Source organism: Janthinobacterium sp. GL_088 (genome assembly GCF_057837845.1).
Map to the genome: position 1 here is coordinate 3,092,301 of NZ_CM174453.1, position 17,661 is coordinate 3,109,961.

Sequence of the window (17,661 nt, forward strand, 5' to 3'; positions counted from 1 at the left end):
ATACGGCCCGACTGACTGTCTTGCTCGACACGTGAAAAGCGGCGGCGATGTGGGACATGGTAAAAGCGGTTGACAGATAAGCGCGTGCCATGGCCTCGTCTCTGTCGCTATAGCGGAGGCCGGGGTCAGGTCCGGCATTCGTACACGATCTCAGCCTTAGTCGTCTCGATCTGCAGCAGGTTGCGTTTTACTAAATGTCGATACGGCTCGACTGACTGTCCTGCTTGAGACGTGAAAAGCGGCGGCGATGTGGGACATGGTAAAAGCGGTTGAGAGATAGGCGCGTGCCATTGCCTCGTCTCTGTTGCTATAGAGGGCTTTGTATTGCGCTAGTGATAGCGCGACAGCGCGGCGCTGCTGCCTTGGCGTATCTTTGTATGCATCGGAACGCTGCGATTGCTGATGTGCCGAAACGAAGGCGTCATCGCCCAGAAGCATCTGGTGGCAGGTATGGATGAGCGGACTAGTTTCGCCCATCCCGGCAGCGACAAACCGAGAATAGTTGGCGACCGCCTCGTTACGCGTAGCGCCAAACTGGCTCAAGAGCCAGTCACGCGTCAACCAGCATGGAGGCATTGCATCGTCCAAAACGTAGTGATGGCTGCTCCAGTACCAGTCGTCGGGTGATGCCACCATATGCGCCCGGACTGGATTCAAGACGATGTAGCGGGCTAATTCCAACAGATAATTTTCTTTCTGCACCAGGATGGCTTTGTAGCGGCCTTGCAATACGTGCCCGACAAGCTTGTGGCGTCGATTGAAATGCTGGGTATAAACGCCATTGAGTTGGCGCATGCCTTGCGACAGATTCGCCTCGACCGTTTCAACGAGAAGATGATAATGATTGCTCATCTGGCAGAAACTGTGCACGATAAAATGGTGCCGTTCACACACATGTTCTAATACTTCTTGCCAAGCAAGGCGATCAGTATCGTCCCGATAAATTGCGCCACGCCGGTCGCCGCGCGAAGTAACGTGGTAGAGAGCACCGGCAAACTCAAGTCGTAGTGGTCGCGTCATACGGTACAGGATATCTGAGCCTTACGCATTGGCACTGAGATTGCGCAGTGGTTTTAGGTTGGATATGGCTGGAGCCGTGTCGGAATGGCGGACCTGACCCCGCCTCCGGAAGCTCTTCAAGTAATTCTAATTCTGGAAATGCAAATTCCAATTCGCAGATTTCAATTAATTACAAAAATGGCATCGAGTTTGAAAAAAGTCTTATTGATGAACTTAAACATGTTGGTGCGGAGAAAAATACTACAGCGATAACTGTCAGGTTGGCGGGCGGGCGTGAGGTTAAGACAATTGTAGATATAAGCGGGAAAAATGTTGGAGGAATGATTGAAGCAAAAAATGTGGTTGATTTATCTCTGTCACCTCAGTTTAGAGCGCAAGTGCAAATTGCACAGGAGACTGGACAGCCACTCAATCTGGTAGTTAGTCCAAGAAATAAAACCATATCCAAGAATCTTGTTGCTGAAATTAAAAAAACGGGTGGGGAAATATACGTATATGATCCTGTCGCAAAAACCATTAAGAAAATATAATCGTCATGAAAAAGTATATAAAAATTAATGTCAGAACAAAGAGCGAAACAGTTAATTGGCGTATTGGGGAACATATTTTAGATAGTTTGTGTGAATTTCAAGGGAATCTCCTTCCTGAGCAAATTTCTCATAATCCTGATAAATTTGATGCACCGTTTCTTGGAAAGAAATGTGTTGAAAATTTCTGGGCGACGCCTGTTACTTTGAGTTATAGCGGAGGAACATTTGAAGTTGCGGACACATTTGCCTGGCGGCGAAAAAAATCGGTGAAATCTTTGGGTTATGTGACCCATACAAAAAGAAATATAAAATCTCAGATTGTTCCTGGGGAAATCAGCTTTACTTCGGACTACGCATCGAAAGTAAATTTTTATGAATTATTTAAGTCGTGGTGTTGTATTCTTCCTCCGCAAATTGGCATGCTACATTTATTTGTTGAAGAAGAATTGAAAGATCTTGGACGGTACGATAGCTTTCGTTTGGGATCCTTTAATGCTTCACTGAATCCGGAAATTTGCGGGATAGGATGGGCTATGTACTATGGTCCTGATTTTTGTAAAGATATCGATATTCAAAAATTAGAAGAATCAGGATTTTTTGTGGAAAAGATTGGTGATGGATTTATTGTTAGAGTGACGCAAAACATTGCGGATGTTAATGACAATTTCGCTATTTTTTCGGAGCGGCGCGAAGAAATGAGGAAATTGTTTCCTCAAAATTTTTTCAAAGGCGAAGATGATGAATGAACAGGACTATGACCCGGTCCGTCATTCGTGAGGGCCGGAGGGCCGGGGTTAGATACCGTCTTGAATGACAAGTCCTTTTGCCCAGTAATGCGCATCAAAGGGCCTGTCAGTGTGGATCACGCCATAGATCAGATGGACTAATTTGTGCATGATTGCGCCAATCACTGTTTTTTTTCGCCATGCCCGTTGCAGACAAGCGTTCGGCAAAACGGCAGAGAATGGGATTGTGGCGGCGTGCGACCAAGTTGGGCATGTAAAGCGCCGCGCGCAGCGAGGTATTGCCGGTACGACTGGTCATACTGCGCCCCTTCACTGAAGGCCATTTCAAATAATCGAACTTTGCAGTAACTAGGCACGCCGTCGCGCGCCCGGGGTCAGGTCCGCCATTCGTACACGATCTCAGCCTTGGCCGTCTCGATCTGCATAAGCGAAAAGCCAGCGTCGTCTGTACGTCGGGAGCCGCTGCCGGCATGATTTGTGGTTGAGACATAAATCGATTGTGTCCACAAACTCGATTATGGACACTATTATTCTACCGGGGGCGGGATCAGGTCTGCCATTCAGACGCGATCTCAACATACGCAGCAAGTTGTATTTTCTTAAAACCTGGACGGCAGCGGAGCATTGCTGGCTGGCAAGGACATCAATATCAATCTGTCGGGCGACCTGACCAACAGCGGCACGATTGCCGGGCGCAGCGTCGTCAAGCTGACGGCGGACAATGTGGAAAACATGGGTGGCCGCCTGCACGGCGATGCCGTCGCGGTGGCCGCCAGGAATGACCTGAACAATATAGGCGGCACCATCTCGGCCAACAGTGAGTTGATCGCCACTGCCGGGCGCGACATCCATATTGCCAGCACCACGCAAAGTGCCAGCAGCAGCGTTGGAGGCAACAGTTCCAGCCGCACGGATATCGACCGGGTGGCGGGGCTGTACGAACGGGGCCGGGGTCAGGTCCGGCATCCGTACACGATCTCAGCCTTGGCCGTCTCGATCTGCAGCAAGTTGCGCTTTACTAAATGCCGATACGGCTCAACAGGCTGTCCCGCTCAAGACGTGAAAGTGGAGGCCAGGGGGCGGAGGGGCGGGGTCAGGTCCGGTATTCGTACACGATCTCAGCCTTGGTCGTCTCGATCTGCGGCAGGTCGCGCTTTACTAAATGCCGATACGGCTCGACTGACTGTCCTGCTCGAAACGTGAAAAGCTGTGGCGATGTGAGACATAGTAAAGGCGGTTGACAGATAAGCGCGTGCCATCGCCTCGTCTCTGTCGCTATAGCGCGCCCGAAACTGCTCTAATGACAGCGTGACAGCGTGACAGCGTGACAGCGCGTCGCTGCAACCTTGGCGTATCTTTGAGTGCATCAGAACGCTGTGATTGCTGATGTGCTGAAATGAAGGCGTCATCGCCTAGAAGAATCTGGTGGCAGGTGCGAGCGAGCGGACTCGCTTCTCTCATCCCTGCCGCGACAAACCGAGAGTAGTTGGCGATTGCCTCGTCGCGCGTGTCGCCGAACTGGCTTAAAAGCCAGTCGCATGCTAACCAACATGGAGGCGCTGCGTCGTCTAAAAAGTAGTGATGACTACTCCAATACCACTCGTCGGGGGATGTCACCATGTGCGCCCGGACTGGATTCAAGACGATGTAGCGGGCCAATTCCAACAGATAGTTTTCTTTCTGCACCAGAATAGCTTTGTAGCGACCTTGCAATACGTGTCCAACAAGCTTGTGGCGCCGATTGAAATGCTGGGTATATACGCCATTCAGTTGGCGCATGCCTTGCGATAGATTCGCCTCGACCGTTTCAACGAGTAGATGATAATGATTGCTCATCTGGCAAAAACTGTGTACGACAAAATGATATCGTTCACACACCAGCGCCAACACTCCTTGCCAGGCAATGCGGTCAGTATCATCCCGGTAAATTGTTCCACGCCGGTCTCCGCGCGAAGTAATATGGTAGAGAGCACCGGCAAACTCAAGGCGTAGTGGTCGCGTCATACGGTAGACGGTACCAGAGCTATGCGCGTCGGCACTGAGATTACGCAGCGGTTTGTAGACTGCGTATGGCTGAGGCGGTGTCGGAATGGCGGACCTGACCCCACCTCGTGACGTGCTATTTTGAATGGGGTGAAAGTTGTGACGGGTGGGCTTACTGTTTCGACAGGCTATACTTTATGTCAAACTACGCTAATTGGATGTGTCCCCGGATTACCAATGATGGGATTTGGTGCAGGAAATATACAAGAAGGATTGACTGGATTATATAAGCAGAATAATGGAAGTGGTGTAATTGGAACAAATTTCATGAAAGATGGTTTTAATAAAGTTAGTCCTGAGTGGGGCGGTGTGGCATATTCTAGTTTTGATTTTATGTTTGGGGTTGCTGCAATGCAGGCAAAAGTGCCTTTAACCGTTGGTAAAGCCGATGGCTTGAATCGAGAAAAATCCATGTTTGATGTAAAAGTACCTATGTTTAATAATCCAAAGCTTATTCCAATTACAAAACTTCCTTTCCCAAATGGAACCAATCAAGATGTCATGTTGTTTGGTGTTGGAGTAAAAGGGAAAGCTATTTTTGATGAATTTGATAAGCGCGGAGGGAATGGTGTTAAGAGGTGATTTTCATAATTTTCTGAGGAATGGCATTGTAATTATTTGCGTGTCATTTGGTACTTCTGGTTTCTATTCTTTTGTTATTGCGGCTATTTTTCGCATGATATTCAGTATGAAGGAAGATATTGCGTTTATTTGGATTGGGGGGCCGTGTTTTTTTCTATTTAGTATTTTGTCATTTATTTTTTTGCCAAGAGTTTTGCGTAAAGCAAAAATTATTGATTAGTTGTATATCAGGTGTGAGCAGGGGCCAAGGTCACAGGGGCCAGGGTCAGGTCCAGGTCCGCCTTGCGTACACGGTCTCAACCTTTGCCATCTCGATCCACAGCAAGTTGCGCTTTATTAAATGCCGATACGGCCCGACTGACTGTCTTGCTCGAGACGTGAAAAGTGGAGGCGATGTGGGACATGGTAAAAGCGGTTGAAAGATAAGCGCGTGCCATTGCCTCGTCTCTGTCGCTATAGCGAGCGTTATATTGTGCGAATGACAGTGTGACAGCGTGGCGCTGCTGCCTTGGCGTATCTTTGAATGCTGCGGAACGCTGCGATTGCTGATGTGGCGAAACGAAGGCTTCATCGCAAGAAGAACCGGCTGGCAGGTGCGAGCGAGCGGACTAGTGTCTCCCATCCCGGCCGCGACAAACCGTCAATAACGGATTTTTCTGGTGAGGGTATTTTTGAGGGTATCGTTTACCGAATGGTTTGGAAATCACTGAAAAATCAACCGCTTAGCAACCTCATTGACTATCGAGTGGGAATAATCTCCCATCCGGCAGCGTAAGCTAATACCGGATCAATGAAGCAGCTAAGCGTCTGATTCTCAATTTTTTAAGCGCCAGTCGCAAAATCGCTGGCGATATCTGCATGGGCTATGCCGTCTGCCCCAAACTGACCAGGCGGCCCAGCGTCTCCTGTGCATTCATGGACTTGGCCAGTGACACGGCAGTCATGCCGCGGCTGTCCACGGCATCGATGCGGGCGCCGTGTTGCAGCAGCAGGTCGAGGATGGCCAGGCGGTTGAACATGGCGGCCATCATCAAGGGGGTCTTGCCATCCGGACTGTTGCCTTCCACGTTGGCGCCGTGCCGGAGCAGCAGTTCGGCGATGTCCAGGTAACCCTTGTAGGCCACGCCGGCCAGCGGCGTCTGGCCCTGGTCGTTCGGGACGTTGGCGTCGGCGCCTGCTGCGAGCAGCAGGCGCGACGTTTCCAGGTGGCCATGGTAGCTGGCCAGCATGATCAGGCTGTCGCCTTTTTCGTTGCGAAAGTTCACTGGCACGCCCTGAGCCACCATGGCGCCCAGTTGCTGCGTATCGCCTTCGCGCACGAGGGCGAACAGGCCCTGGATGAATTCCAGCGTTTCCGCATCCATCGTTACCGGGATTTTTCGTACATCGGTGTTCATCGTTTTCTTTCTGCGAACGTTAAATGGATATTGAAGTATTGGCCGGGAAGTGTCAATTGTACGAGTTCCGCTCATCATGAGAGGCAAATGCGGCAGGTGCTTTGCTTGTAAATTTCCATTATTAAACTATATTGGAAAATGATGTGATTTTTATATCGCGTCAGTTATTCCGATTCGGAAATTTAATACTTCCAGAAATTCCAAAGGAGGGACGGGGCATGAGTGCGATGTTAGAAAAGAAATCCTTGGATAAGCCGGACGAAGTCCGCCCATTCAAGGATGGAGCTGGCCGGATGGCTGTCTTTACGCTTGGCGAACAGACCATGGGGCGCGGCGAATTTGAGCCTGGCTGGCGCTGGAGTCTGCACGTAAAACCGATTGCAGGAACCGATTCGTGCCAGGCAGCGCATACCGGCATGGTCCTTGAGGGACGGATGGTGGTAAGGATGAATGATGGCGCCGAAATGGAATATGGTCCGGGTGACGTCTTCTATATGCCACCGGGGCACGACGCCTGGGTGGTTGGAAACGAGCGTTGTGTCCTGTTCGATGTAACAGGCGTCGCAAGGTATGCCAAACCGCAATAAGCGGGGCCAATGTATGCGCGAGACAGTCGCCTACACGCCCGCCGTCAGCGCCTTTTGCCGCGCGGCCAGCGCCGCGCCGATGAAGAGGGCGATGGCCGAGGCAATCAAGCCCCGTTCCAGGCCGGCGGGGCCGTCGGCGATCCAGCCGACGACGATGGGGCCGACGATCTGGCCCAGCGCGAATACCGTCGTGTAGGCGCTGATGCCGGCCGTCCAGGATTGCTGCGGCAGGTTATGCCGCACCAGGGCCGTGGTCGACGCCACGACCGACAGGAACACGGCGCCGAAGACCAGGCCGGAGAAGAACACGACGGGGACAAAGCTCGTCAGCGCGGGCAGGATGGTCACTGCGCCCAGCACGCCATTCAATATCGCCAGCGATTCGCCGCCCCTGTAGCGGTCCAGCATGCGCGCCCAGATGCGCGACGACGCTACCACCGCCAGCCCCAGCAAGGTGTAGAACACCGTGATCAAAGTGGCGCTCATGCCTTGCTGCTTGAGCAGGGCGATCACGAAGGTCATGTAGCCGATATAGCCGACGCCAAACATGAAATAGCCTGCCAGACTGGGCAAGAAATCGCGCCAGGCGAAAGGCCGCGGCGTGTCGAGGGTACGCGGCGCTTCGCCGATCGCTTTCGCCGGCAAGGCCATGATGGCGGTGGCGAGCAGGCAGGCGATGCCCAGTGCCAGCCAGGGCCACTGCCACGCATGCGCGGCGCCGTGCTCCTGGGCGGACGCCAATGCAGCCGGCACCAGCAGGGCAGACAAAGCAATGCCGAAACCCGTGCCGCCGTAATACAGCCCGATGTAGAAGCCGGCGCGCTGGCTGTGCATGGAACCGAGCCGCGCCGCCAGCACGCCGCCGGCGATGAACATGAAGGCGCTGGCCACGCCCGCGCACACGCGCTGCAGGAACAGGGTGGCCGTGTCGCTGACGAGGCCCGACATCAGCATGAAGATGCTGGCCAGCACGGAACCAATGATCAGCAGGCGCCACACGCCCAGGCGGCGCATCAGGGCGGGCGTGGCCAGGGCGCCGAGAAAATAGCCGAGTGCATTAAACGTATTCATGGCCCCGGCCAGCAGGTAGGACCAGCCCAGGTCGGCGCGCATGGGCGGCAGCAGCAAGCCGTAGGAAAAGCGCGACAGGCCGAGGGCGACGGCGGCGCCCAGCGAGAGCGCCAGCGCCGTGGCCAGCGGATGAGCCGGGGAATGATCGTGTGTCGGCATGGCCTTGGGACCCGTTTATGTGAACAGCGTGGCGTTGGCGCCGGGGCAGGCCGGCGGGCGAGGTCTGTGAGTGACAGTGGCATAGGGCGCTGACGACACGCTTTTTTACTATCAAGTTAATGAATTGGCGCTGGGAAGTCAAGCAGGGCCGCACCTGTGTATGGCGGGCAATAGTGCAATCCTTGCCATCGTTACTTTTGGAGAGAATTGTGAGACATGCAATACCATATAATTGCAATTAGGAAATTAACTTGCTTAAAATCAATTTTGCAGGTGGCTCCTGATCCTCCATATCATAAGGGCACTATGAACAAGAATAAACCCGGCGCGTTGTTGATTGCAGTGCTGATTGGCGCGGCGTTGGCTGGCTGCGCTTCCGAATCCTCGCAAGCTTTGGCTGTCCCTACGGTTGCCAGCGCAGCCCGTCCCTACGTTGGTCCACGCACGCTGATCGCTGTCGGCAAGTTCGACAATCGCTCGAATTTCATGCGCGGCATCTTTTCCGATGGCGTCGACCGCCTGGGCAGCCAGTCGAAAACGATCCTGATTGCGCACCTGCAGACGTCCAACCGTTTCAACGTGCTCGACCGCGACAACATGGCAGAACTCAAGCAGGAAGCCGAGTTCAAGAAGCAGGGCCAGAATATCAAGGGCGCCGATTTCGTCGTCACGGGTGACGTGACCGAATTCGGCCGCAAGGAAGTGGGCGACAAGCAATTGTTCGGCATCATGGGCCGCGGCAAGACGCAAGTGGCCTATGCCAAGGTTACCTTGAACGTCGTCAATATCGCCACCTCGGAAGTCGTGTACTCGGCTGGCGGCGCCGGCGAATACAGCCTGTCGAACCGTGAAGTACTGGGTTTTGGCGGCACCGCCAGTTATGACGCCACCCTGAACGGCAAAGTCCTGGACCTGGCCATGCGCGAAGCGGTCGAGCGCCTGGTGGCTGGCGTCGAAGCGGGCGCATTGCGCAAACAATAAGGTATCCCATGAAAACAATGATGAACAAGGGCGCAGCCCTGCTGGCGCTGCTCGCCTGTGCCGCCCTGACCGGTTGCGCCACGCAATCGAAGACCCTGTACCAGTGGGAAGGCTACCAGCCGCAAGTGTATGAATACCTGAAGGGTGAAAGCCCGGAGCAGCAGATCGCCGCCATGGAAAAAGACTTGCAAGTGATCGGTGCCAAGGGCAATCACGCGCCGCCGGGTTACCACGCCCACCTGGGCATGCTGTACTCGATCGCGGGCAAGCCGGAGCAGGTCGCGGCGCAGTTCGAAGACGAGAAAAAACTGTTCCCGGAATCGACGCCGTACATGGATTTCCTGTTGGGTAAATTGAAAAAAGGCGAGAAATTATGATGTCGCGCATGTTGAAAATGGCCCTGTGCCTGGGTCCTGCCATCTTCATGGTCGGTTGCGCCACCAAGCAGGCGGCATACGACTACACCGCCTTCAAGGCAGCCAAGCCCCGCTCGATCGTGGTCTTGCCGCCGCTGAACAATTCTCCGGAAGTCAATGCCGGCAACAGCGTCTATGCCCAAGTAACCTATCCGCTGGCCGAAGCGGGCTATTATGTGCTGCCGGTGGCCGTGGTCGGTGAAACCTTCAAGCAGAACGGCTTGACGAACGCCGCCGATATCCACGGCGTCGATGCGAAAAAGCTCAACGAGATCTTTGGCGCCGATGCGGGTCTGTACGTGACGATCTCCAAGTACGGCACGACGTACGCCGTGATCGACAGCGTGACGGTGGTATCGGTCGATGCCAAGCTGGTCGACCTGAAGACGGGCGCCTTGCTGTGGCAGGGCGCGGCCAGTGCGTCGAGCAACGAAGGCAATAACAGCGGTGGCGGCGGCCTGATCGGCGTGCTGGTGACGGCGGCTGTCAAGCAGATCATCAACACCAGCACCGACGCCAGCCATCCGCTGGCTGGCACGGCGAATGCGCGCATGCTGTCGGCCGGCGTGCCGAATGGCCTGTTGTACGGCCCACGTTCGGAACGCTACCTGGCGCAGTAATGGCCTTACCAGGCCCGGCGCTTTGCCGGGCCTGTCGCAATGTCAACGACCGGCCTGCCGTGAGCATGCCCAATGTCGAATACCAGCCCAGTCTCTACTTCATGGTGGCCATGCGGCCGATGGTGGGGCAGACCCATGGCCTGGAGAATTTCCCGGACATGACGCAGTATGCGCGTCCGGTCACTGTCGCCACGGTGGACGTGACGCTGAGTCGCCAGCAGGGCCTGTGGCGCTTCGATTTCAGCGCCAGCTAGAGCGCGCCGACCTGCACCGGCCTGCGCCGGCGCCAGAACGGCGCAGACGGCCAGCGCGTTTCCTGGCCGTAGCAGTACGCCAGGTGGCGTGCGTATGCGGCGCCGATGGCCGACAATTCCCCATGGTAGTGTTGGTAGGCTTGCAGCTCTCCCTGCAGCGTGCGGTCGGCGGCCTCGGCGGCGGCCAGGCCCGTGTACAGGGCGTTGAAGATGCCTTGCGACGACAGCGGATCGAAGCTCAGGGCGGCGTCGCCGACGGCGAACCAGCCTGGGCCGGCGCCGGCGTCCAGGGTGGCCGTATGGGCGGGCGTGGCCAGGGTTGGTGTATCGGCCGTGTAGCCTTGTTGTTCCAGCAATTCCCGCGTGGCCGGCAAGCGCCGCGCCGCCGCTTCCAGCCAGCCGGTATGGCGCAAGGCGTTACTGTCGAGCAAATCTGCATCCGTGTGCAGGGCCAGCACGCGGCGCTGGCCGGGCAGGGGGGCGCTGTACCACCAGCCGTATTCGCAAGCCTCGATGTGGGCAAAACCCCGCGCCGAGGGTGTGCGCTCATGTCCATATTGCCATACTGAAACTAAACGGTCGCTGCGCTGGCGCCGCGCCCCGATTCCGCGGGCCAGCCGGGCGCTGCGGCCCGTGGCGTCGATGACGATGCGTGCCGCCGCGTCGCAGGGGCCGCGCGGTGTTTCCAGCCGTACTCTCCAGCCGCCATCTTCCGGCGTGATGCCGGCGACCTTGGCCGAAGCCAGCAGGGCGGCGCCGCGCCGACGCGCCTCGTCGCGCAGCCACAGGTCGAAGCTGCCGCGCGCCAGGTGCCAGCCGTGCCCGTCGGGATCGCTGAGAAAATGGTGTTCCGTCCAGGCGCCGTTCCACCAGGCGCGGTTGCCGTGGTAGGGCGCATGCCCCTGCCGCAGGAAGGCGTCAAGCAAGCCCATGTCCTGCAGCAGGCGCGCGGCGGCCGGCGGCAGCGATTCGCCGATGCGCGCCAGCGGCGCGGCCAGCCGGTCTACCAGCAAGACCCGGTGCCGCCCTGCCAGGTTCAAGGCGGCCGTGGCGCCGGCCGGACCGGCGCCGACGATGAGCACGTCGGCCTGCAGCACGGTCACAAGCGGTGCCGCTGCAGATGGCGCGCTTTTTCCGTGCCTTCCAGGTCGACGTCGACGAACTCGTCCGGAATGCCCGCCGCGGCGCGCAGCTGGTGCTTGCCGGCTATCGGCTGCGGCAGGTTTTCCACCTGCAGGAAGGCGGGGAAACCGGTCATATCCGTGGGGCCGGGACGCACCTCGACCACGCCCACTTGCGCCAGGTCGGCGATCATGTTGTTGATCTGCTCTTCATAGCTGATGTTACCCAGCGGACGTATCCACGCGGCACGCCGGGCGAAGGCGGCCAGACGGTCGTCGATGGGAATTTCGCGGTTCATCACCGTGTCGTAGGCAAGCTTGCTCATCACCTGGTTCGGCACGCGCGCGGGCCAGAACGTGGGCACGTAGGGATCGTAATCGGACTGGTAGCCGGAGCGGCAGCTGGCCGTGTCCGTCTGCCATGGCACGGCCATCCAGCGCGTCACGCCGCCGGCGATCTGCGCCGAGCAGGGGCTGCCGATATTGTCCGGCGTCAAGACGGCGCCATAGTCGGGCTCCACCCAGCCCGGTGGCCGGTGCGCCAGGCGGAACGGTGCGCTGTACATGCTGGCCTGCCGCATGGGCCAGGTCATTTCGCAGCCGGGGTGGAAGGCGTCGGCCAGGCAGAATTCCATGGCCGCGCGCAGCAGGGTGTCCGGTTGCAGGGCCACGTCCACGTCGGCCAGGCTTTGCGGCGGCACCTTGCCGGGCGCGTAGTCGTCCGTGAATTCGCCGGCCGCCCATTGCTTGAGGAAGCGCAATTGCAGATTGCTCAGGGCGCAGTTCTGGCGCGGCGTGTCTGCCGGCGGGATGGCCATCGCGTCGCCATACAGCCACGGCCACGGCGATGGCGCCCAGGCGTCGCGCTCGAACTGGCGGAACTGGTTATAGATGACGTTGCGCCACTCCTTGCGGTTGTCGGACGGGCTGGCCAGGCGCGCCATCCACTCGTCGCGGCTGAACGGCGTGCTGCCATCCCAGCCAAAGGCGGCCGCGAAGCCGGCGTTGACCCATTGCAGGTTGGACAGGCGTTCGAAAATGGGGCGGATATCGTCCTGGAACGAGGGAACGGCCGGCGCGGCAATTTTGCCTTCGGAAACAAACAAGTCGCGCATCAAGTCCCACATGGTGCGCACCGACTTTTGCTGCGGCGCATAGTCGGGCGGCGCGACGACCACCCAGGCCATGTCGACGGGCAAGGCCTGGCCTTGGTAGTGGACCTTGGCGCAGACGGGGCCGTCGGCCGTGTCGTCGTACCAGCCTTCATTGTTGGCAAAGGTGATGGCGCGCGCGCCATTCCACGAAGCGGACTTGCCATGCCCGCCCAGCACGATCAGCCGGCCCATGGCGTCCGTGCGCAATTCGCCCAGGTAGACGGGCGTGCCCAGGAAGCTGCCGCTGTCGAAGGCGACGGCCAGCTGTTCGCTGCCGCTGATCTTGCGCTCGCCCGGCGTGATTGACAGTTGCGCGCGGTCGGTGACGGCCATGTTGCGCAGGAACGAGGGCTGGGTGACATGCGCCTCGGGAATATCGAGCGCGATCTGGAACTGGTACCACGCCGCCTTGGTATTGGCCAGGGTGACGGACCATTCGATGTCGGCATTGCCGGCGCTCAATTCGGCCACCGCCACGCCAGCGGCATTCAGGCCGTAGATGCGAAAGCCGGCCGCCTGGCGTTTGATGGCCCCGGATGCATCGCGGTAATACCCGGCCGGCCGTGCCGCCGGTTCCGGCACCTCCGGTCCCAGAAAGTACTCGCTGGGGCTGTTGCCCACGCGGGCAATGCCGATGGGCGGATAAATCGCCGCCTTGACGATGACGGTATCTTGGGTGGAGCTGGACATGGCAGGCCTTTCCAGGTGCGTGGAGGGAAGGAAAATATACCGCATAAAAAACGCGCCAAATGCGCACATAGTCACGCTAGCGTGAATTCGGGCGCCAGATCGGGCAATGCAGTTGTTGCGCAGATTGACTTGTTGCCGGCATGCAGGTATCTTGGGCTGGCATTGCCTGTTTGTTAATATGTAAAATAGTATATTCATCCGATATTTTTCTATGCAACCTTTAAGGAATGATATGAAAATCAAGGCTATTTTCTGTGTTGGCGCGGTATCCCTGCTGGCCATTCTGCCCGTATCGCAAGCGGCCCAGCCTGGCGAGGCGCTCGCTGCGGCGGTACCGCTTGCGAAAGGCGTGGCGCTGTTTCCGCAAGAAGGGAATATTCCACCGTTCCGCGGGTCGAAGTAAGGCCACTGCGGCAGCCCATGCGGCGCGGCGCCGGTCAAGGTAAGATGGTGGCTTTTTCAAGACCTTGAGAGGCCCTGGGTGCGCGTATTGCTGGTGGAAGACGATCCGATGATCGGGGAAAGCCTGGTCGAAGGCTTGCGCGGCGAGTGCTATGCCGTCGACTGGGTGCGCGATGGCCACGATGCGGAGCTGGCGCTGGCCGGCTTCGCTTACGACCTGATGCTGCTCGATCTGGGCTTGCCCGGCAAGGAGGGCATGGACGTGCTGCGCGCCATGCGCGCGCGCGGCGCCGAGTTGCCCGTGCTGATCATCACTGCGCGCGACGGCACGCCGGCCCGCGTGGAAGGGCTCGACAGCGGCGCCGACGATTACCTGGTCAAGCCTTTCGACCTCGACGAGCTGCTGGCGCGCATCCGCGCGTTGCTGCGGCGCCGGGTCAGCCGTTCGCGCTCCGTCATCGAGCATGGCGCGCTGATCCTCGACCTGGCCAGTCACGACGTCACGTTCGAAGGGGAGCTGATCAAGCTGCCGCCGCGCGAGTTTTCCGTGCTGCGCGCCTTGCTCGACCATCCGGGCAAGGTGGTGTCGAAGCGCCAGCTGAGCGAAAAGCTGTACGGCTGGGATTGCGAAGTGGAAAGTAATACCGTCGACGTGTACGTGTACCAGTTGCGCAAGAAGCTCGGCGCGGACAGCATCCAGACCGTGCGCGGCGTGGGCTACAAGATGCGGCTGGCACCATGCTGACCATCCGCCGCCAGTTGCTGCTCGGTTTGCTGGCCGCCACCTTGCTGTGCGTGCTGGGCGCCGGCATTTCGCTGTTCCGCTCGCTGCTGGAAGAAACCAATGAACTGGCCGACTTGCAGCTGCGCCAGCTGGCCGTGGTCATGCCCGACGAGTTCGAGCCGCAGGCGGGTCTGGCCGCCGCGCAAGACCCGGAAGAAGCGTTCGTGCTGCAGGCCTGGGACGAGGATGGCCAGCCCTTGCCCGTCCTGCAAGGCCAGCCGGCACTGCCGCGCTATGCGCTGGCCGGCTTTGCCGATGTCGTGCTGCACGGCGAAGACTGGCGCCTGTACGGCGAGACGCGGCGCGGCCGCTACGTGCAGGTGGCGCAGGCGCAGGCCGTGCGCGACCAGCTGGCCTGGCAGATGACCATGCGCGCCGGCGCGCCGCTGCTGGTGTTCGCGCTGATCCTGGCGCTGCTGATCGTCGCCGTCGTGGGGCGCGCGCTGGCGCCGCTGCACCGGCTGGCCGAATCCGTGGCGGGCCGTTCGCCGGACGCCCTGACGCCGCTGGCGGCCGACGACATGCCGCCCGAATTGCGGCCCGTGGCCTTGGCGCTGAATAGCCTGATGGGGCAGTTCGAGGCGGCGCTGACGGCGCAGCGCACCTTTGTTGCCGATGCCGCGCATGAATTGCGCTCGCCGCTGACGGCGCTGAAACTGCAGCTGCAGGTGGCCGAGCGGGCCGGCAGCGAGGAAGAACGCCGCGTGGCCCTGGCGCGGCTGCACGAACGGCTGGACCGCAGCACGCACCTCGTGCGTCAATTGCTCAGCCTGGCGCGCCATGAAACGGCGTTGACTTCCAGCCAGCTGCACACGGTGGACCTGGGGCAATTGCTGGAAGCGGCCGTGGCCGACCACAGCGCGCTGGCCGACAGCCGGGAGATCGACCTGGGCGTGGTGGAAACGTTGCCGGCCAAGGTATTGGTGCAGGCTGATCCTGACGGCTTGCAAGTGTTGCTGAATAACCTGATCGATAACGCCTTGCGCTACACGCAGCAGGGCGGCCGGGTCGACTTGCAGGCGGCGGTGGAAGAGGGCCGGCCCCTGCTGCGCGTGTCCGACAACGGCCCCGGCGTGCCGCTCCAGCACCATGCGCGCCTGTTCGACCGCTTCTTCCGTCCCGACGGCAACGACGCCTGGGGCTGCGGCCTGGGCCTGTCCATCGTGCGCCACATCGCCGAGCACCACCAGGCCGATATCGCGCTGGCCGATGGGGAAGAGGGACGGGGCTTGCAGGTGACGGTGCGCTTCCCGCAGCCAGCCTGAAAGCAAAAAAAGCGGATGCCGGCGAGGGCATCCGCTTTTCAGTCACGGGCGAGGCGCTGAAAACGCTTACGCCAGCTCGGTGATGAATTGCTCGCGCGCAGGGCGCACTTTTTTCAAGTCCACCAGCCAGTCGCCTGCGTCGGCGCGGTAACCGAGCGGCAGCATGACGACGGAACGCAGGCCTTTTTCGCGCAGGTTCAGGATTTCGTCGACCTTGGCCGGATCAAAGCCTTCCATCGGCGTCGAATCGACTTTTTCCTGCGCCGCAGCGATCAGGGCCGTGCCCACGCCGATGTAGGCCTGGCGCGCCGCGTGCTGGTAGTTGGTTTCCGCATCGCGCTGCGGATATGTGGCCAGGATTTGCTGGCGGTACGCTTCCCAGCCTTCATTCTTGAAGCCGCGCACGGTGTTGACCAGGTCAAAGCGCGCGTTGATGCGTTCTGCCGTGTAATTGTCCCAGGCGGCAAACACCAGCAAATGCGAGGCATCCGTCACTTGCGACTGGTTCCACGCGTGCGGCTTGATCTGCTCGCGCAGGGCCGGATTCGTCACGACGAAGACTTCGTAAGGATGCAGTCCGCTGGAGCTGGCCGTCAGGCGCACGGCTTCCAGGATGCGCTCGACCTTCTCTTGCGGCACCGTTTTCGTCGGGTCCATCTTCTTGGTGGCGTAGCGCCATTGCAGTGTTTCGAGCAGTGCGGACATGTAAATCCCTTTCATAATGAATAGTTCAGATTGGAAATGATAGCGGATTCGGCCATTTCAAGTGCGCTGGACAAAAAAGTACCGGTATAGCGCACTCATGCATGGTTGTCTACAGGCCAACCATGGCAAGTTCAATCTCCGGGTAGCGCGCGCCCTGCACGCTGGCGGGCGCGATGGCGGCGCCGATGGCGGCCAGCTCGCTGTCGCCGAGTTTGACCTGCGCGGCGGCCACGTTCTCTTCCAGGTGCGCCAGGCTGCGGGCGCCGGGAATCGGCACGATGTCATCGCCTTGGGCCAGCAGCCAGGCCAGGGCCAGCTGGGCCGCCGTGGCGCCGCGCGCCGCCGCCAGGCGCTGCAGTTCGGCCACCAGCTTCGCGTTGGCCGCCATCGCGGGCGGCTGGAAGCGGGGCAGGCTGTGGCGGTAGTCGTCGGGCGCCAGTGCGGCGCTGGACGCGAGCTGGCCCGTCAGGAAGCCCCGGCCCAGCGGGCTGTAGGGCACGAAGCCGACGCCGAGGGCGCGGCAGGCGGGCAGCACCTCGGCTTCCACGTCGCGGCTCCACAGCGAATACTCGGATTGCACGGCTGCAATCGGGTGCACGGCATGGGCGCGGCGCAGGGTCGCGGCCGACACTTCCGACAGCCCCAGGTGGCGCACCTTGCCCGCCCGCACCAGCTCCGCCATGGCGCCGACCACGTCTTCGATGGGCACGGCGGGGTCCACGCGGTGCTGGTACAGCAAGTCGATGCACTCGATGCCGAGCCGGGACAGCGATGCTTCCACCGCCTGGCGAATATGCTCGGGGCGGCTGTCCACGCCCGCCATGCGTTCCACGCCTGTGCCGTGCGGCAATATCTTGAAACCGAACTTGGTGGCGATGTGGACCTTGCCGCGCAATGGCTTCAGGGCGCGGCCCACCAGTTCCTCATTGACGTAGGGGCCGTAGACTTCCGCCGTATCGATCAGGGTCACGCCCAGTTCCACGGCGCGGTGCAGCACGCGCAGCGAGGTGGCCTCGTCCGCGCCGCCATAGGCAAAGCTCATGCCCATGCAGCCCAGGCCGATGGGGGCGACGCGCAAGCCGGAGTTGCCCAGTGTTCTGTGTTCCATTTTTCACTCCTCTTCAAAAAGATGCA

General features: G+C 59.3%; 21 protein-coding genes. 12 read left to right on the plus strand and 9 right to left on the minus strand.

Annotated features, from left to right (window positions below; all coding sequences use genetic code 11):
* Positions 1 to 156: 156 nt before the first annotated feature.
* Complete coding sequence (locus AC3IQ7_RS14045) at positions 157 to 1,020, minus strand: transposase (protein ID WP_489210188.1); 864 nt, start codon at positions 1,018 to 1,020, stop codon at positions 157 to 159.
* Positions 1,021 to 1,067: 47 nt separating this feature from the next.
* Here AC3IQ7_RS14045 and AC3IQ7_RS14050 point away from each other — a divergent pair, with 47 nt between their 5' ends.
* The gene (locus AC3IQ7_RS14050; RefSeq protein WP_489210190.1) at positions 1,068 to 1,550 is read left to right on the plus strand and encodes a putative toxin; all 483 of its coding nucleotides are present in this window, start codon (positions 1,068 to 1,070) and stop codon (positions 1,548 to 1,550) included.
* Between the two features lie 5 nt (positions 1,551 to 1,555).
* Positions 1,556 to 2,296 (plus strand): hypothetical protein, encoded by a 741-nt coding sequence (locus AC3IQ7_RS14055; RefSeq protein WP_489210192.1) that lies wholly within the window; start codon positions 1,556 to 1,558, stop codon positions 2,294 to 2,296.
* 106 nt (positions 2,297 to 2,402) lie between these two features.
* On the opposite strand, the gene AC3IQ7_RS14060 is transcribed toward AC3IQ7_RS14055, so the two are convergent.
* Complete coding sequence (locus AC3IQ7_RS14060; protein WP_489210194.1) at positions 2,403 to 2,594, minus strand: hypothetical protein; 192 nt, start codon at positions 2,592 to 2,594, stop codon at positions 2,403 to 2,405.
* Positions 2,595 to 2,920: 326 nt separating this feature from the next.
* Between AC3IQ7_RS14060 and AC3IQ7_RS14065 the strand changes: the two genes are divergently transcribed.
* Positions 2,921 to 3,499: a hypothetical protein gene (locus AC3IQ7_RS14065; RefSeq protein ID WP_489210196.1), complete on the plus strand. Its 579-nt coding sequence runs from the start codon at positions 2,921 to 2,923 to the stop codon at positions 3,497 to 3,499.
* 72 nt (positions 3,500 to 3,571) lie between these two features.
* On the opposite strand, the gene AC3IQ7_RS14070 is transcribed toward AC3IQ7_RS14065, so the two are convergent.
* Positions 3,572 to 4,300, minus strand: a complete 729-nt coding sequence (locus AC3IQ7_RS14070) for a transposase (protein WP_489210198.1) — start codon at positions 4,298 to 4,300, stop codon at positions 3,572 to 3,574.
* Between the two features lie 216 nt (positions 4,301 to 4,516).
* On the opposite strand from AC3IQ7_RS14070, the gene AC3IQ7_RS14075 reads away from it, so the two are divergent.
* The gene (locus AC3IQ7_RS14075; RefSeq protein ID WP_489210200.1) at positions 4,517 to 4,921 is read left to right on the plus strand and encodes a hypothetical protein; all 405 of its coding nucleotides are present in this window, start codon (positions 4,517 to 4,519) and stop codon (positions 4,919 to 4,921) included.
* 863 nt (positions 4,922 to 5,784) lie between these two features.
* Here the strand turns inward: AC3IQ7_RS14075 and AC3IQ7_RS14080 are convergent.
* Complete coding sequence (locus AC3IQ7_RS14080) at positions 5,785 to 6,318, minus strand: ankyrin repeat domain-containing protein (RefSeq protein WP_489210202.1); 534 nt, start codon at positions 6,316 to 6,318, stop codon at positions 5,785 to 5,787.
* Between the two features lie 218 nt (positions 6,319 to 6,536).
* Here AC3IQ7_RS14080 and AC3IQ7_RS14085 point away from each other — a divergent pair, with 218 nt between their 5' ends.
* Entirely contained in the window at positions 6,537 to 6,905 is a 369-nt protein-coding gene (locus tag AC3IQ7_RS14085) for a cupin domain-containing protein (RefSeq protein WP_489210204.1), read from the plus strand.
* Between the two features lie 30 nt (positions 6,906 to 6,935).
* Here AC3IQ7_RS14085 and AC3IQ7_RS14090 read toward each other — a convergent pair whose 3' ends face one another.
* Complete coding sequence (locus AC3IQ7_RS14090; RefSeq protein WP_489210206.1) at positions 6,936 to 8,135, minus strand: YbfB/YjiJ family MFS transporter; 1,200 nt, start codon at positions 8,133 to 8,135, stop codon at positions 6,936 to 6,938.
* Positions 8,136 to 8,441: 306 nt separating this feature from the next.
* Between AC3IQ7_RS14090 and AC3IQ7_RS14095 the strand changes: the two genes are divergently transcribed.
* The 4 genes from AC3IQ7_RS14095 to AC3IQ7_RS14110 all read left to right on the plus strand — a co-directional run bounded on the left by AC3IQ7_RS14095 (position 8,442) and on the right by AC3IQ7_RS14110 (position 10,406).
* A complete protein-coding gene (locus tag AC3IQ7_RS14095) occupies positions 8,442 to 9,116 on the plus strand; it encodes a CsgG/HfaB family protein (protein ID WP_489210208.1) in 675 nt (224 codons plus the stop codon).
* Between the two features lie 8 nt (positions 9,117 to 9,124).
* Positions 9,125 to 9,493 carry a DUF4810 domain-containing protein gene (locus AC3IQ7_RS14100; RefSeq protein WP_225240994.1) on the plus strand — a complete coding sequence of 123 codons (369 nt, stop codon included), beginning with the start codon at positions 9,125 to 9,127 and terminating at the stop codon, positions 9,491 to 9,493.
* Positions 9,490 to 10,152, plus strand: coding sequence for a DUF799 domain-containing protein (locus tag AC3IQ7_RS14105; RefSeq protein WP_099377092.1), 663 nt, complete (start codon positions 9,490 to 9,492; stop codon positions 10,150 to 10,152). The genes AC3IQ7_RS14100 and AC3IQ7_RS14105 overlap by 4 nt, the downstream gene beginning before the upstream one ends.
* 65 nt (positions 10,153 to 10,217) lie before the next feature.
* The gene (locus AC3IQ7_RS14110) at positions 10,218 to 10,406 is read left to right on the plus strand and encodes a hypothetical protein (RefSeq protein ID WP_099377091.1); all 189 of its coding nucleotides are present in this window, start codon (positions 10,218 to 10,220) and stop codon (positions 10,404 to 10,406) included.
* Here AC3IQ7_RS14110 and AC3IQ7_RS14115 read toward each other — a convergent pair.
* Together AC3IQ7_RS14115 and AC3IQ7_RS14120 are read right to left on the minus strand one after the other, a co-directional pair.
* Entirely contained in the window at positions 10,403 to 11,509 is a 1,107-nt protein-coding gene (locus AC3IQ7_RS14115; RefSeq protein WP_489210211.1) for a tryptophan 7-halogenase, read from the minus strand. The two genes, AC3IQ7_RS14110 and AC3IQ7_RS14115, sit on opposite strands and share 4 nt — an antisense overlap.
* Entirely contained in the window at positions 11,506 to 13,371 is a 1,866-nt protein-coding gene (locus AC3IQ7_RS14120) for a LodA/GoxA family CTQ-dependent oxidase (RefSeq protein WP_489210213.1), read from the minus strand. Before AC3IQ7_RS14120 ends, AC3IQ7_RS14115 begins: the two co-directional genes overlap by 4 nt.
* 232 nt (positions 13,372 to 13,603) lie before the next feature.
* Between AC3IQ7_RS14120 and AC3IQ7_RS14125 the strand changes: the two genes are divergently transcribed.
* The 3 genes from AC3IQ7_RS14125 to AC3IQ7_RS14135 all read left to right on the plus strand — a co-directional run bounded on the left by AC3IQ7_RS14125 (position 13,604) and on the right by AC3IQ7_RS14135 (position 15,822).
* Positions 13,604 to 13,774 (plus strand): hypothetical protein, encoded by a 171-nt coding sequence (locus tag AC3IQ7_RS14125; RefSeq protein WP_322427207.1) that lies wholly within the window; start codon positions 13,604 to 13,606, stop codon positions 13,772 to 13,774.
* A gap of 78 nt (positions 13,775 to 13,852) precedes the next feature.
* Positions 13,853 to 14,518, plus strand: coding sequence for a response regulator transcription factor (locus AC3IQ7_RS14130; protein WP_099377088.1), 666 nt, complete (start codon positions 13,853 to 13,855; stop codon positions 14,516 to 14,518).
* Positions 14,512 to 15,822 carry an ATP-binding protein gene (locus AC3IQ7_RS14135; RefSeq protein ID WP_489210215.1) on the plus strand — a complete coding sequence of 437 codons (1,311 nt, stop codon included), beginning with the start codon at positions 14,512 to 14,514 and terminating at the stop codon, positions 15,820 to 15,822. The genes AC3IQ7_RS14130 and AC3IQ7_RS14135 overlap by 7 nt, the downstream gene beginning before the upstream one ends.
* 66 nt (positions 15,823 to 15,888) lie before the next feature.
* Here the strand turns inward: AC3IQ7_RS14135 and AC3IQ7_RS14140 are convergent, their stop codons facing one another.
* Together AC3IQ7_RS14140 and AC3IQ7_RS14145 are read right to left on the minus strand one after the other, a co-directional pair.
* Positions 15,889 to 16,527, minus strand: a complete 639-nt coding sequence (locus tag AC3IQ7_RS14140; RefSeq protein WP_099377086.1) for an NAD(P)H-dependent oxidoreductase — start codon at positions 16,525 to 16,527, stop codon at positions 15,889 to 15,891.
* A 109-nt stretch (positions 16,528 to 16,636) separates the two neighbouring features.
* Complete coding sequence (locus AC3IQ7_RS14145; RefSeq protein WP_489210217.1) at positions 16,637 to 17,635, minus strand: aldo/keto reductase; 999 nt, start codon at positions 17,633 to 17,635, stop codon at positions 16,637 to 16,639.
* Positions 17,636 to 17,661 lie beyond the last annotated feature (26 nt).